Source organism: Allorhizobium sp. GW101-3B10, assembly GCF_059424725.1.
In genome coordinates, this window is sequence record NZ_JBWKZR010000001.1 from 4316135 (window position 1) to 4329917 (window position 13783).

The window sequence follows — 13783 nt, forward strand, 5'->3', positions numbered from 1 at the left end:
GTCACAATACCTCGTCGGCAATGGTGTTGCGCAACAGGCCGATGCCGTCGGCCTCGACCTCGACCACATCGCCCGGCTTCAGCCAGATCGGTGGATCGAAGCGGGCGCCGGCCCCCGTCGGCGTTCCGCAGACGATGACGTCGCCGGGCACCAGGGTCGTGAAGGTCGAGATGTAGTTGATGATCTTGGCGAAGGAGAAGATCATCCGGCTCGTGCGATCGCTCTGGCGCACCTCGCCGTTGACGCGGGTCTCGAGCTTGATGTCGGCAAGCTGGCTTTCGTCGGTGAAGGGCACCAGCCAGGGGCCGATCGAACCGGATGCATCGAAATTCTTGCCCTGCGTGACATTGAACTTCGCGTGGCGGACCCAGTCGCGCAGCGTGCCTTCGTTAGACAGCGTCAGTGCGGCGATATGCGTGAGGGCCTCCGCTTCCGGAATACGCCGGCCGCCCTTGCCGATGACGATGGCGATTTCGCCCTCGTAATCGAGCTGGACACTTTCCGGCGGCCGGATCAGCGGCCGGTCATGCCCGGTGAAGGAACGGGGGAACCGGATGAACAGCGACGGGTTCGTCGGTGCGGCCTGCCCATCCTTGTATTCCTCGTTGCGGTCGGGAAAATTCACCCCGACGCAGATCAGTTTTTCCGGTGCCGGAATTGGGATCTCGTAGGTGATCTCGCTCACCGAAAAGTCCGGCTGATGGCCTGAGACCGCGTCGAGCAACTCGGCGAAGGCATTGGCCTCCACCACTTCGCGCAAGGTCGGGTACTTCGCCCCCAACCGGACGGACAGGTCGATCACGCCGTCGCCGACGATCAGGCCGTAGCCCTTCCGCTTCGACGTCGAAAAACTGGCGAACTTGGGATGGGTCATTTTTGGGCTCCTTTACTGGATGACGTCGGGGCAGACATATTTGATCTCGATGTAATCATCGATGCCGTATTCCAGCGCCTCCGCCACGCGGTCCTCCTGGTTTTCCGTCATCAGGTTGAACCAGGTGCGCAGAATGCCGGCGCGCTCCCTGGCGGTGCGAGCCGCCCATTCCGCTTGTGCCGCCTGCGCGGCTGCAATGGCGATCCCGGCTTCAGTTGCGCCGAGCTTCGGCACGTGGCCGATGAACGCGCCGGTCGCCGGATTGGCGACGGCGACAGCGTGGACCGGATCGGCTGCGATCCAGTCGCCGCCCGCGTGCGCTACGTGGCGGAACAAGGTGGGGTCGCTCAAGGTCATCGGCTTCATCCGTGGCTCGGAAATGTGGATTGGGAAGGAAGGCTTGAAACAGCATCCCCTCTCCGTCATCGGTCAGTTGCAGTCACGGCGCGATGATCGGCTGCCCCTTGAGATCGGAATCCCGCAAGGGTGTGCCGGCAAACAAGCTGCCGTGCTCGAACCACGAACGCGGGGCCGGCGCACCCCACAGCGTCTGGCGCTGCGGATCCCTGAGATCCCATTTGATCGGCTCCAGGTCGGGATCGACCGTCTGGTAGTCCGAGCAGTAGATTTCGATGCGATGGCCGTCGGGATCGAGGATGTAGAGGAAAAAGGCGTTCGAAATGCCATGACGGCCAGGACCGCGCTCAATGTTCTTGACCCAGCCGGTCGTCGCCATCAGGTCGAGCAGATCGATGATGTTGAGCGGGGTGGGGACCCAGAAGGCCGTGTGGTGCAGGCGCGGGCCCGTGCCGTTGGTGAAGGCGATGTCATGAACGCCGCCCTTGCGGTGCGTCCAGGCGGCCCAGAGTCGACCCGTTTCCTCCTCGGCCGTGTATTCGGTCACGCGAAAGCCGATCTCGTTGTAGAAGGTGACCGATTCATCGACATTCGACGAGAAGCAGTTGAAATGGTCGATGCGCAACGGCTTCACGCCCCGGTAAAGGGCATATTGCTGGTGGATCGGCGGCAGGCGATCCATGCGGGCATAGAATTCCAGCGGAATGCCATGCGGGTCGCGGGTGCGGAAAGTCCGCGCCTGGTAGGGGCGCTCCACCCACTCCACCGGGAGACCCTTGCCCTTGAAGAAATGCGCTGCCTTCTCAAGTTCCTCGTCGTCATAGACCTTGAAGCCGAGGTCGCGCGCTTCCGGCACCTCCGACTTGCGCAGCACGATGCAATGATGCCCGCGCTCTTCCATGGCCCGCAGGTAGATCACATCGGACGTCTCGTCCGTCATCTGCAGCCCGAGGGTATCGACATAAAACGCGCGCGACTTGGCAAGGTCCGTGACGCCGAACTCCACGTGGCTGAGGCGCACGATGTTGAAGGGCGGGTACAGATTGGGTTGCGGTAGTGCCATGATGTTCTCCTCCGTCTGTCGGTGTCCCTGCACGCGGACACGCCAATTTGTTCTGTGGGACGATCAGCCGCCGAGCTTCTGGATGGCGTGCGGCGTGGTGGCAAAGGCGACGTTCTTCGTTTCCATATAGAAATCGAAGGACCAGTCGCCGCCATCGCGGCCGATGCCGGAATTCTTCACGCCGCCGAACGGTGTCGGGAGGTGGCGGACATTTTCCGAATTCACCCAGATCATTCCGGCTTCCAGCTGGTCGGTGAAGCGGAAGGCGCGGGTGACGTCGGAGGTCCACAGATAACCGGTGAGGCCATATTGAACATCGTTGGCGATGGTCAGCGCCTCGGCCTCGTCGGTGAAAGGGATGGCCGTCAGCACCGGCCCGAAGATTTCCTCCTGGGCAATCCGCATGTGGTTGTTGGCGCCGGTAAACAGCGTCGGAGAGACGTAGCACCCGCCGCCCGGGCCGTCGAATTTGGCCCCGCCAGCGGCGATCGTCGCGCCCTCGGACTTGCCGATCGCGATATAGTCCAGCACCTTCTTCTCGTGCACGGGGTGAACGAGCGGACCGATCACCGTTTCCGGATCGAGCGGATGGCCAACCTTGATGCGCTTGGCCTTTTCCGCCACCAGTGTGGTGAACCTGTCATAGACGCTCGACTCGACCAGAAGGCGCGAGGACGAGGTGCAGCGCTCGCCGTTCAGCGAGTAGATCATGAACACCGCAGCATCGGCGGCGCGCTCCAGGTCGGCATCGGCGAAGACGATTACCGGGTTCTTGCCGCCCAGTTCGAAGTGAACGCGCTTCAGCGTATCGGCACCCTGCTTCATGATCATCGAGCCGGTACGGCTTTCACCGACGAAGCCGATGGCCTTGATCAGCGGATGTTCGGTCAGTGCCTTGCCGGCATCTTCGCCCAGACCATTGACGAGGTTCCACACGCCCTTCGGTAGTCCGGCCTCTTCGGCGATCTCGACCAGGAGACGTGCCGTCAGCGGCGAGAACTCGGCCGGCTTGTGCACGATGGTGCAGCCGGCGGCGAGCGCCGGCGCGATCTTCCAGGTGGACAGCATGAACGGCGTGTTCCACGGCGTGATGATGCCGACGGGACCGATCGGCGTGCGGGTGGTGACGTTCACCTGGCCGGGCGCGCGGATGCTCTTGCCGTCCCGCGCTTCCGGAGCACGGTCGGCAAAGAAGCGGAAGTTTTCCGCTCCGCGAAGCGCCGCCTTTGCCATGAACTTCAGCGACTGCCCGGTGTCCATCGCTTCGACGAAGGCAATTTCCTCGGCGCGTGCCTCGATCGCGTCGGCAATCTTGTGCAACAGCTTCTTGCGGGCATCGCCAGCCATGGCGGCCCAGGCCGGGAAGGCGGCGCGGGCCGCCTTGGCGGCCAGGTCGATATCGGCGGACTTGCCATGCGCCACGCGACCGAGCGGCATCAGGTCCACCGGCGAGATCGTCTCGAAGGTCGTGCCGTCGAGCGCGGCAATGGCCTCGCCGTTGATGTGGTTCAGGACACCCTGTTGTGCAAAGCGAGCAAGGTAGCCTTCAGCCTTCTTGATGTTTTCCTCTAGCTTGGACACGCTATCTCCATATTCTCGTTCGGTTCAGGATGGCCAGGCAGCCGGTCGTGGCCTGCATCCTTCTGTGTCGGTCGTGATATCGTCTCGCCTGGCGCGGCCCTTATCCGGGCATTTGTCGCAGCCGCGGATGGATGGCGTTCTTCTTCCAGCTGAGATCCGGATCGATCTCGCGGATTTCCAGCGTCAGCGCGAAATGCGGCGTGGCGAACAGCATCGACAGATGCTCCGTCACCACGGCAAAGATCCGATCGCCGAGACGCTTTCGGTCTTCGGTACTGCGGCCAACCCCCATGCGTAGCGACATGTCGATGAAGGCGTTCTCCGGCAGCCGGTCGGCAATGGCATAGGCCTCGCACCGTACCGCGCGCACCCGCACGGCACCGATCTCGAACAGGCCGCTCTCGAGAATCGTATCGAGAATGCGCCCGCACAGGGTGTCGAAATCCACCTTGCCGTCGAGGTTCGACGAGTATTCGAAGACGAAATGCGGCATGTTTCCTCCACGCTGAGCGGCATCTTGGCCGGCATGCCGAGCCGATTGGCCTCCCGCCAATATACTTAGCATGTTAAATATATTGGCTGACCTGTCAAGCGTCGACGGCGTTTTTTCCGCCGCCGAGTGAAACGGAAGGCGAGGACACGTTGAAGAAGCTGCAGTAGAAATGGAGCGCCGCATTGCCGCCCCGCCGGGCAGGGATGTCCGGCACCTCTCCGATCAGGATGTTGTGCACCCGATGAGGAACGCCTGTCTCAGGCGGCAGTCGAGGGAGACGACGGCCTCCGCCGGCGCATGGTTGCCGGAGGCGAGTTCCACCCAGCCGGCCGCTGCATGGCGTGCCGCCATGTGTTCGGCGGCAGACGAAGCGGTCCGCGCGACCGACCCCACGGACGAGCGAACGGACCGGTTCGCCCCTCAGCCGAAAGAAGCAGCGGCCAGCATGACGGAAGGTCTTGCGAACTTGGGCAGAATAGAACAATGAACCTGCTTAGGGCATCAGCAAAGAGCGGACTGGCATGGCTGACGGACCTCTGACAGAGGATGCAGAATCGATGGAAGGCGTGACCGCACTGCGCTCGACGCGCCGATCACTGCCGATCACGCTCCTGCGTGCCCGCGAAGCCGTGATGAGCCATTTCCGCCCGATGCTGGCGAAGCACGACGTCACGGAGCAGCAATGGCGGGTAATTCGCGTCCTTTATGAAGCCGGAACCCTGGATGCCTCGGAAGTCGCCGAACGCGCCTTCATCCTCGCCCCCAGCCTCACGCGGATGATCCGCTCCCTGGAGGAACGCGGCTTCATCTCCAAGCATAAGGACAAGTCCGACGGACGCCGTGTCCTCCTGCGGATCGCACCCGCAGGCGAGACGATCATCCGCGCCGTGATGCCCGACAGTCGCAAGATCTACCAGGATCTCGAAACCCGCTTCGGACGCGAGCGGATGGACATCTTGCTCGAACTGCTCGATGAACTCACCACCTATCGCAACGAAGCCGTATCCTCGGTGCTCGACGATTAAGGCCGGCACTCCCGTTGCTCAAATGACCGCAACATGTCGAAGCGGCTCCTCGTCCAGCGGCAGGAACCGGCCGTCGTACTGCTGCACGATATGCGGCGTGTCCTGGATCGCATGGCTTGCCGGCTCATAGGCTCCAGTCTGTTTCAGGATGTGGGTGGCCGGAACGTCACGCACGGTTTGGGGACCGTGGGGAGGCGTCCCTGGACCGCGTCTCGACCGGCCCAGGGATTGTTGATGCCACAGCTCAAGCTCATGAAGAGCTAGGTCGACCGGCCACGGGGGATAGCGGTCATCTCTTCAATCCCTTCATTCATCTCCCGTGTCGCGGCGATGTTGGGAACCGATTCCTCGTTTGGGCTGACAAAGCGCCCGATGCGGAAATCGTGCAGTGGCGTTTCGGTTCGCCCCGTGGCGATAAGCTCGGCCATCACGTCGCCGACGCCGGGGCCGAGCTGGAAACCGTGTCCGGAGAAGCCGAAGGCGTGGAAGAGGCCGGGTGTGGTCGCTGATTGTCCCATCACGGGCAGGCCATCGGCGACATAGCCCTCGCAACCGGACCAGGTGCGGATGACGGAAGCCTTCGCCAGTGCGGGCAGCAGCGGCAGGAGCATGCGAAGCTGTTGCGACAGGCTGGCCGGATCGGCCTTTGCGTGCCCGGGGTCGAGCGCAACCTGCGTGCGTTCGACCCCGCCGCCGAACACGATATTGCCGCGCTCGACCTGCCGCAAATAGCCTTCGGTGCCGTCTCCGCCCCAGACGCCGACGACCGGCTGGATGCGGTATGGCAGCGGTTCCGTGACGCCCATTTGCGGACCGCGTGCCTCGATCGGCACAGTTTCGCCGAACCAGGCGGCGACCCGCGCACCCCAGGCGCCTGCGGTGTTGAGCAGGACGTCCCCGCCGATCAGGCCCCCGGAGGTTTCCACCTCGAATCCGAACTCCGTCCTCTTGATGGCACCGACCTCGGCCTGTTCGACAATCCTGGCGCCGAGGCGAGCTGCGGCCGCGGCAAAGGCTGGCGCGATCAGCCGGGGGTTGCCGCTGCCGTCGTCGGGCGAGAAGGAGGCGCCGATCGCACCGGGGCCGACGCCTGGAAAGCGTCCGCGGACGTCGCGCATATCCAGCTCGTCGAGGGCCAGTCCCCAGGGCCTTGCGGCCTCGATGAACGCGCGCATCGCTGCCAGCCCCGTTTCGCCGAAGACGAGACGCAGGTGGCCGGTCGGGCGAAACTCGACATCCTGCCCCAGCATCGCTTCGGCCTCGCGCCACAGAGACAGCGAGCGATGCGCCAGCGGAAGCTGCGGCAGATAGCGGCCGCTCCGGCGGATATTGCCGAAGGACGCGACGGTCGCGCCGCTACCGACGCGGTTACGCTCGACAAGGGTCACCTTCAACCCGCGCCGTGCGAGAAAATAGGCCGAGGCGGTCCCCATCAGTCCGCCGCCAAGCACGATCACGTCCATGCGACATTCCTCCGGTCTGGTACGTTTCCAGGACTGTGTGCCAGCGGGCAGGTGCCCGTCAAAGTCGGGATCGCATGCCGCCCATAAGCGCGGCCTATGGGGCATCCCGCGATATGCATAAGCGGGACTTATGATCGGCTGCCGTTTCGATCTTGGACCTTGGCCGCCAGGCCGTGCCAGCTTTGCGCAAGAACAGCGAAAGGAATGGGCATGACAAGCGCCACGAGCGGAACCGCGACAAAGTGGGTCGGTGGAGAGGACTGGAAGGTGGGGGTCGACATCGGCGGCACCTTCATCGATTTCTGTGCGCTGGATGCGAGGTCCGGCCGGGTCGCCTCCCTGAAGGTCCTGACGACGCCCGACGATCCGGGCGCGGAACTGATGACCGGGCTGACGCTCCTCGCCGAACGGGAGGGCCTGGACCCGGCGGCCATCAGCCGCTTCGTGCATGGGACGACGGTCGGCATCAACACCGTCATTCAGCGACGCGGTGTTTCGCTTGCGCTTCTGACCAATTCCGGCTTCGAGGATGTCATCGAACTGGCGCGCCTGAGAATGCCGGACGTCTATTCGCTGTTCTGCGCGCGTCCGGATCAGCTCATTGCGCGCGACATGGTCTTCGGCATCCCGGCGCGGCTGCGGGCCGACGGCAGCGAGGCACGCGCTCCGGATATGGAAGCCGTCGCCGAAGCCCTCGTCGCCGCACGGGCGAAGGGTGCCGCCGGCATCATCGTCTCCTTCCTGCATGCCTGGCGCAACCCCGTCCAGGAGGCTGCCGTCAAGCAGGAGATCGAACGGCTTGCTCCGGATCTGTTCGTCTTCACCTCGTCGGAGGTCTGGCCTGTGATCCGCGAATACGAGCGCACCACGACGACCATCCTGAACGGCTATGTGCATCCCCGCATTGCCGGATATCTCACCGCTCTCGAGGACAGGTTGAAATCGCGCGGTGTCACGGCTCCGGCCCTTCTCACCAAGTCGAACGGCGGGCTGATGAATGCGGCGGAGGGCAAGCGGTCCTGTGTGCAGATGCTGCTCTCCGGCACGGCTTCAGGCGTGATCGGCGCGGCGTGGCTTGCCAGGCGGGCCGGCGAACGGCAGGTGTTGACCCTCGACATTGGCGGCACATCCGCCGACTTCGCATTGATCATCGACGGCGAGCCGCAATTCGGCACCGGCGAGTTGATCGGGGAATTCCCGCTGCATATTCCCTCGGTATCGGTCAGCTCGATCGGCATCGGCGGTGGGTCGATCGCCAGCGTCGATCAGCATGGCGTGCTGCGCGTCGGGCCGGAATCGGCGGGCTCGGTACCCGGGCCCGCGTGCTACGGCCGCGGCGGACGCGAACCGACGGTGACGGATGCGATGGCGGTGTGCGGCTGGCTCGGTCACAGCGAGATGGCCTATGGGCAATTGCAGATCGACGTGGGCCTGGCGCGCGCGGCTGTCGGCAGCCTGGCCGCCCGTATCGGCCGTCCGACAGAGGCGACGGCCCAGGCGATCCTCGACGTGGCAATCTCGGAAATGTTCGTCGAGGTCGAAAAACTCGCCTCGCGTGCCGGCGTCGATCTGCGGGACTTCACGCTGATGCCGTTTGGCGGCGGCGGTCCGATGCTGGGCGCATTCCTCGCACGCGAGTTCGGCATGGCGCGGGTCATTGCGCCGCCCCGACCCGGCGTCGTCTCGGCGCTGGGGGGGCTGGTTGCGGATCTGCGCGGCGATTTCATTCGCACGGTCTTCGTCCACCTCGCAGAAGCGGCGGCGCCGGTGCTGCGTGAAGCCCTCGACGCCCTGGTCGGCGAGGGCCGAACCTGGCTTGCCGCACAGGGGCACGAGGGTCCGGCCGAGCTGAAGATCTCGGCCGACATGCGCTATTTCGGGCAGAGCTTCGAGATCGAAGTGCCGATCGAGCCGGCCTGGATCCACGACGACAATCGCCCGGCCATGCAGACGGCGTTCCACGCCATGCATGCGCAGCTTTACGACTTTTCCGATCCGGAGGGCGAGATCGAACTCGTCAACCTGCGCCTTTCGGCGATCGGTGCGGGACCTGTCCTCGAATTTTCGGTGGCGGCGAAGGAGGTGGCGAGCATTGCCTCGCCCGAACGCATGATCCCCGTCTATGTCGGCGGTGCGGTCGAGGAAATCGGCCTCTTTCGCCGCGGTGCGCTCCAACCCGGCGCGCACTTCACCGGTCCGGCCGTGGTGGCGCAGGACGACACCACCTTTGCCATTCCCCCCGGCACTGACGCGCGCGTCGACCGCCACATGAACATTCATCTGACCTTTGCGGAGTAACGCCATGTTCGACCAGACCAACCTGCGTGTTTTCGCAAACCATGTGCGGGCGGCGGCCGAGAACATGGCCTATACGCTGCAGCGCACGGCGCATTCGGCCTTCGTCAAGGAAACCGAAGACTTCACCGTCATGCTGATGAACCGCAAGGGTGAGACCTTCGGTGTGCCGATGGGGCTCGGGGCCACCTGGTATCCGGGACTGACCTGGGGGCGGGTCATCGACATGGTCGGGGACTACCGGCCGGGCGACGTGGCGTTTACCAACGATCCCTATTCCGGCCATGTCGCGACCCACGCGCCGGACACCCACCTCTGGAAACCCGTCTTCCATGACGGCGAGATCATCGCCTGGACCGGCGGGCATATCCACAACACCGACATGGGTGGGGCCGTGCCCGCCTCGCTGTCGCGCGCCCTGACGGAGATCCATCAGGAGGGTATCCGCTTTCCGCCGATGAAGCTGGTGAGGGAAGGGGTTTTCGACGACGCCATCCTGCGCATCATGACGACCAATGTGCGCAAGCCCGATCTCAATCTCGGCGACATCAAGGCGCTGGTCGGCGCGCTCAACACCGGCGAGCGCAAGATCCTCGCCATGGTGAAGAAGTTTGGAAAACAGGCCTTTCTCGAAGGCGCCGAGGCGCTTCTGGATCATGCCGAGGCGCAGGCGCGTTCCATCCTGCGGTCGATGCCGGACGGCACCTGGGAGTTCGTCGACTATGCGGACGAGGATTCGGTGGAAGCCAATCCATGCCGCTTGAAGCTGACATTGACGATCAGGGGTGACGAGGCGGTTCTCGATTTCACCGGTTCCGATCCGCAGCTCGGCTCCTCGCTCAACGTCCCCTCCGGCGACGACCCGCGCCATACGATGCTGCTGGTCGGCGTCTACTACGTCCTCTACACGTTGAACCCCAACATCCTTCTCAATACCGGGCTCACGCGCCCATTCACCTGCATCGCGCCTAAGGGCAGCGTGCTCAATCCGGTTCATCCGGCGGCGGTCGGTATGCGATCGCTCACCTGCGCGCGGCTCCGCTCCGTCATCTTCGGCGCCTTCAGCCAGGCTGTCCCGGAACGTCTGCCGGCAGCGCCCGCCGGCAACAATTGCATCGTCAACGTCATGACGACGGACGAGAGGACGGGGCGCACAGTGCTGGCGGCGGTCAATCCGGTGGTCGGCGGCGGCGGCGGCATGCCGCATCGCGACGGCACCAATGGCTCGGGCGCGGATGCCGCCTACCTCAAGAACACGCCGATCGAAATCACCGAGACGGAGGTGCCGATCGAGTTCCTGCGCTATGGGCTGGCGCGCGACAGCGGCGGGGCGGGACGCTGGCGTGGCGGTCTTGCCACGGAAATGGCCTTCCGGGTCTTTGCGCCGGGCAGTCGGATCACGGCGCGCAATCGCGACCGCAGCTTCTTCCGCCCATGGGGCGTGCTCGGCGGTCGCGCCGCAGGCCTGTCCGACATGGTGCTCAACCCCGGAACGGATCGCTATCTGCGGCTCGGCAATATCGACACCGCCGTCCTCCAGCCGGGCGATGTGCTGGAGATCCGTTCGGCGGGTGGCGGCGGGCGCGGCAATCCGCTCGAGCGTGAGACCTGGCGTGTCGCAAGGGATGTGGAGCGCGGCTACGTGTCTGTCGAAGCGGCCGAGCGGGACTATGGGGTCGTGATCAGCGGCGGTTTGATCGACGAGGAAGCGACGGCCCGACTGCGTTCCCTGACCGTCGCCCATGCCGGACATTTCCATTTTGGCCCCGAACGCGAGGGATATGAGACGCAATGGACGCCAGCCGCTTATGCCTTGCTGACGGAGATCCTTGCAGGCCTTCCGATCCACTGGCGCTTCTTCGCCAAGACCGAGATATTCCGGCGCATGAAGGACAGGGCCGGACATGACGGAGTGGCGGCCGCCCTTGCGGGCGTGCGGGCGCGCTTCATAGAGATGCCGGAGCCGGCTTCGGCCGTCCGGCAGGCTGCCGAATGAAGCCGGATACGCGACAAGACCTTGGCGACGGACGGATCGTCCGGCTTTCGGAGATCGAGAGGACGCGGGTCCAGTTCTTTCTCGATGGTGTCGCGTGCGAAGCATTGGCCGGTGACACGGTGCTGACGGCTATTCTGGCTTGCGCCCCGGCGCTGCGGCGTTCGGAGTTCGGGCCGGAGGCTCGCGCCGGCTTCTGCCTGATGGGTGCCTGCCAGGACTGCTGGGTCTGGAAGGAGGACGGTACGCGGCTCAGGGCCTGCTCCACTCCGGTCGCGGAGGGAATGCGGCTTGCGACCGAGGCGCCGGAGTGCTGGCCATGACCGGGCAGCAGGGGTCAAAAGTGGTGATCATTGGCGCCGGGCCGGCCGGTATCCGTGCCGCGGAGGTGCTTGTCGCCGCCGGTATCCGGCCGGTCGTCCTCGACGAAGGGCAAAGGGCCGGTGGACAGATCTACCGCCGTCCGCCGCTCGGCTTCACGCGGCCGCCGGACGAGCTCTATGGGCCGGACGCGGGCAAGGCGCGCGCCTTGCATGCGGTGTTCGATGCCATGGTGGCGAAGGGCCAGGTCGACTACCATCCGTTGAGCTCTGCCGTTGCCGTGGCGGGGGGGGTGCTTCATGCCCTGACGCCTGCCGGTCGCAGGACCTTCGCGTATGACCGCCTGATCCTGGCGACGGGTGCCACCGACCGGCTGGCGCCGGTGCCAGGCTGGCAGTCAGCCGGTGTCTACAGTCTGGGCGCGGCGCAGATCGCGCTGAAGGCGCAGGGCGTGGCGCTCGGACGAAAGATCGTGCTTGCCGGTTCCGGACCGCTCCTGACACTGGTGGCGTGCCAGCTGCTGAAGGCGGGCGCGGACGTTTGTGCCGTGCTCGACACAGCGCCGCTCTCCGCGCAGCTGACGGCTTTGCCGGGCATGCTGGCGCGGCCTGTGCTCGTCCTCAGGGGCCTGCGGATGCGCCTGCGGATGCGCCTGCGGCTCGGTCGGCGCTACCATGCCGGCGTCACCCTGGACGGGATCGATTGCGACGAGCGCGGCCCGACCGGCATTCGCTGGCGCGATGCCCAAGGAAGATCCCGCGTGACCGCCTGCGACATGGTCGGCCTCGGCTGGCATCTGCGTGCCGAGACGCAGCTTGCCGGGCTTGCCGGCTGCGCCTTCGACTACGACGAGGGCTGGGCGCAATGGCTGCCGCGAACCGACGGGCTGGGCCGCGCGGCGGAAGGACTTTACCTCGCCGGCGACGGCGTACGGATCCTGGGGGCGGATGGCGCGGAGATCGCCGGGCGCGTGGCGGCGGCTGCCTGTCTCTCCGATATGGGGCGACCTGCACCGAATCTCGTACCTGACCTGCGCCGACTGACGCGCTATGAGCGATTTGCCCGTGCGCTGGCTCGGGCTTTTCCCTGGCCGGATGCCATGCTGCGCGCCATACCCGACGAAACGATCGTCTGCCGCTGCGAAGGGGTCACGGCCGGAGAGGTGCGCGAGACGGCGGCCCGCAATGGCGCGGAAGCCAACAGGGTGAAATCGCTCGCCCGCATCGGCATGGGCCGCTGCCAGGGTCGCTATTGTCAGCTGGCCGGTGCCGAACTGATTGCCGCACGGGCCGGCATTTCGGTCTGCGAAGCCGGGCGCCTGCGTGAACAGGCCCCTGTGCGTCCCGTTCCGATCGGGGCATGGATCGGCGAGGAATAGGTTGCCGAAAAAGGCGAAACGGAACGCTAAATTGTCGGGCTGCCCACCTGCAGCACCCTCAGGCAGGCATCACGCAGGCAATCCCGCATGGCCGCGTGATTTCCCGTGAGTGGTCGGTCCCTGGCGGTGAGCAGCGCCACTGGGACCGTCAGCCGGGGCACGAAGGCACGGCGCACGAGCCCTGGAAACTGTTCCCAGGGCAATAGACCGTCCACGATCGCGATGCCGAAGCCATCGCGCACGAAGGGCAGCGCCGTGATGGAGATGTCAATCTCGATGGCCGGGTTGAATGTAAGGGCCTGCGCCTCGGCCGCGCCTGCGAGCAACTGGCCGGGAAGCGTGTCGGTTCGGTAGGAAATCAGGGGTTCGTTCTGGATGTCGGCAAAGCCTATCCTGTCCTGGCTGACCAGGCGATGGTCTTCGGGCATGATGCAGATCAGCTCGGCATTGCCGAGCGTCTCCACGTGGATACCGTGTCGCGGCGTGTTGTTCATGACGATGCCGATAGGGGCGTCCCCGCTTCGGACCATCTCGACGACATTGTCGAGCGGGGCGATCAGCGAACGTACGACGATGTCGGGATGAACATCGCGAAAGGCCGAAAACGCCTTGGGCACGATCGCCATTGCCGGTGGCGCGGAAGCCGCGATCCGGATCAGGCCGGTGCGGCCGAAGCGCATATCCGTCGTGCGCCGCCTCAGTGCGCCGATCTCGGCAAATATGCGCTCGGCTTCGGGATAGAGTTCTTCGGCCTCGCGCGTCGGAACCAGCTTTCCGCGCAGCCGGGTGAACAGTTTGAAGCCGAGCTGGTCTTCGGTGTGCATGAGGATCTGGCTGAGCGCCGGCTGCGAGATGTTGAGCATCTGGGCAGCGCCCGTCACCGTCCCGCAGCGCATGACCATGCAGAAGACTTCGAGCTGGCGTGCTTGCATCGAGGCGT

12 protein-coding genes and 1 pseudogene are annotated in these 13783 nt (G+C 65.0%); 5 read left to right on the top strand and 8 right to left on the bottom strand.

Annotation, left to right across the window (positions count from 1 at the left end):
- Position 1: 1 nt before the first annotated feature.
- The 5 genes from AC07Y0_RS21205 to AC07Y0_RS21225 form a co-directional block, all read right to left on the bottom strand.
- A complete protein-coding gene (locus tag AC07Y0_RS21205) occupies positions 2 to 874 on the bottom strand; it encodes a fumarylacetoacetate hydrolase family protein (RefSeq protein WP_498679619.1) in 873 nt (290 codons plus the stop codon).
- Between the two features lie 12 nt (positions 875 to 886).
- On the bottom strand, positions 887 to 1231 hold the full coding sequence (locus tag AC07Y0_RS21210; protein ID WP_498679620.1) for an aldehyde dehydrogenase family protein: 345 nt from the start codon (positions 1229 to 1231) through the stop codon (positions 887 to 889).
- Positions 1232 to 1313: 82 nt separating this feature from the next.
- On the bottom strand, positions 1314 to 2294 hold the full coding sequence (gene hpaD, locus AC07Y0_RS21215) for a 3,4-dihydroxyphenylacetate 2,3-dioxygenase (protein WP_498679621.1): 981 nt from the start codon (positions 2292 to 2294) through the stop codon (positions 1314 to 1316).
- Positions 2295 to 2357: 63 nt separating this feature from the next.
- Complete coding sequence (gene hpaE, locus AC07Y0_RS21220; protein WP_498679622.1) at positions 2358 to 3875, bottom strand: 5-carboxymethyl-2-hydroxymuconate semialdehyde dehydrogenase; 1518 nt, start codon at positions 3873 to 3875, stop codon at positions 2358 to 2360.
- Positions 3876 to 3975: 100 nt separating this feature from the next.
- Complete coding sequence (locus AC07Y0_RS21225; RefSeq protein ID WP_498679623.1) at positions 3976 to 4368, bottom strand: 5-carboxymethyl-2-hydroxymuconate Delta-isomerase; 393 nt, start codon at positions 4366 to 4368, stop codon at positions 3976 to 3978.
- Between the two features lie 521 nt (positions 4369 to 4889).
- Here AC07Y0_RS21225 and hpaR point away from each other — a divergent pair.
- The gene (hpaR, locus tag AC07Y0_RS21230) at positions 4890 to 5393 is read left to right on the top strand and encodes a homoprotocatechuate degradation operon regulator HpaR (RefSeq protein WP_498679624.1); all 504 of its coding nucleotides are present in this window, start codon (positions 4890 to 4892) and stop codon (positions 5391 to 5393) included.
- An 18-nt stretch (positions 5394 to 5411) separates the two neighbouring features.
- Here the strand turns inward: hpaR and AC07Y0_RS21235 are convergent.
- Both AC07Y0_RS21235 and AC07Y0_RS21240 read right to left on the bottom strand, forming a co-directional pair.
- A pseudogene (locus tag AC07Y0_RS21235) lies at positions 5412 to 5632 on the bottom strand (hypothetical protein); the annotation flags it as partial.
- A gap of 21 nt (positions 5633 to 5653) precedes the next feature.
- On the bottom strand, positions 5654 to 6856 hold the full coding sequence (locus AC07Y0_RS21240; protein ID WP_498679625.1) for an NAD(P)/FAD-dependent oxidoreductase: 1203 nt from the start codon (positions 6854 to 6856) through the stop codon (positions 5654 to 5656).
- A gap of 210 nt (positions 6857 to 7066) precedes the next feature.
- Between AC07Y0_RS21240 and AC07Y0_RS21245 the strand changes: the two genes are divergently transcribed.
- The 4 genes from AC07Y0_RS21245 to AC07Y0_RS21260 are packed head-to-tail and all read left to right on the top strand — an operon-like array spanning position 7067 to position 12843.
- Entirely contained in the window at positions 7067 to 9154 is a 2088-nt protein-coding gene (locus AC07Y0_RS21245; RefSeq protein ID WP_498679626.1) for a hydantoinase/oxoprolinase family protein, read from the top strand.
- Between the two features lie 4 nt (positions 9155 to 9158).
- Positions 9159 to 11147, top strand: a complete 1989-nt coding sequence (locus tag AC07Y0_RS21250; RefSeq protein ID WP_498679627.1) for a hydantoinase B/oxoprolinase family protein — start codon at positions 9159 to 9161, stop codon at positions 11145 to 11147.
- Positions 11144 to 11467 carry a (2Fe-2S)-binding protein gene (locus AC07Y0_RS21255; RefSeq protein WP_498679628.1) on the top strand — a complete coding sequence of 108 codons (324 nt, stop codon included), beginning with the start codon at positions 11144 to 11146 and terminating at the stop codon, positions 11465 to 11467. Before AC07Y0_RS21250 ends, AC07Y0_RS21255 begins: the two co-directional genes overlap by 4 nt.
- Positions 11464 to 12843, top strand: coding sequence for an FAD/NAD(P)-dependent oxidoreductase (locus tag AC07Y0_RS21260; protein WP_498679629.1), 1380 nt, complete (start codon positions 11464 to 11466; stop codon positions 12841 to 12843). Before AC07Y0_RS21255 ends, AC07Y0_RS21260 begins: the two co-directional genes overlap by 4 nt.
- A gap of 26 nt (positions 12844 to 12869) precedes the next feature.
- On the opposite strand, the gene AC07Y0_RS21265 is transcribed toward AC07Y0_RS21260, so the two are convergent.
- Positions 12870 to 13775 carry a LysR family transcriptional regulator gene (locus tag AC07Y0_RS21265; RefSeq protein WP_498679630.1) on the bottom strand — a complete coding sequence of 302 codons (906 nt, stop codon included), beginning with the start codon at positions 13773 to 13775 and terminating at the stop codon, positions 12870 to 12872.
- Positions 13776 to 13783 lie beyond the last annotated feature (8 nt).

Coding starts and splice junctions, on each gene's coding strand:
- AC07Y0_RS21205 (WP_498679619.1), bottom strand. CDS start 874: ATGACCCATCCCAAGTTCGCCAGTTTTTCGACGTCGAAGCGGAAGGGC.
- AC07Y0_RS21210 (WP_498679620.1), bottom strand. CDS start 1,231: ATGACCTTGAGCGACCCCACCTTGTTCCGCCACGTAGCGCACGCGGGC.
- hpaD (WP_498679621.1), bottom strand. CDS start 2,294: ATGGCACTACCGCAACCCAATCTGTACCCGCCCTTCAACATCGTGCGC.
- AC07Y0_RS21225 (WP_498679623.1), bottom strand. CDS start 4,368: ATGCCGCATTTCGTCTTCGAATACTCGTCGAACCTCGACGGCAAGGTG.
- hpaR (WP_498679624.1), top strand. CDS start 4,890: ATGGCTGACGGACCTCTGACAGAGGATGCAGAATCGATGGAAGGCGTG.
- AC07Y0_RS21240 (WP_498679625.1), bottom strand. CDS start 6,856: ATGGACGTGATCGTGCTTGGCGGCGGACTGATGGGGACCGCCTCGGCC.
- AC07Y0_RS21245 (WP_498679626.1), top strand. CDS start 7,067: ATGACAAGCGCCACGAGCGGAACCGCGACAAAGTGGGTCGGTGGAGAG.
- AC07Y0_RS21250 (WP_498679627.1), top strand. CDS start 9,159: ATGTTCGACCAGACCAACCTGCGTGTTTTCGCAAACCATGTGCGGGCG.
- AC07Y0_RS21255 (WP_498679628.1), top strand. CDS start 11,144: ATGAAGCCGGATACGCGACAAGACCTTGGCGACGGACGGATCGTCCGG.
- AC07Y0_RS21260 (WP_498679629.1), top strand. CDS start 11,464: ATGACCGGGCAGCAGGGGTCAAAAGTGGTGATCATTGGCGCCGGGCCG.
- AC07Y0_RS21265 (WP_498679630.1), bottom strand. CDS start 13,775: ATGCAAGCACGCCAGCTCGAAGTCTTCTGCATGGTCATGCGCTGCGGG.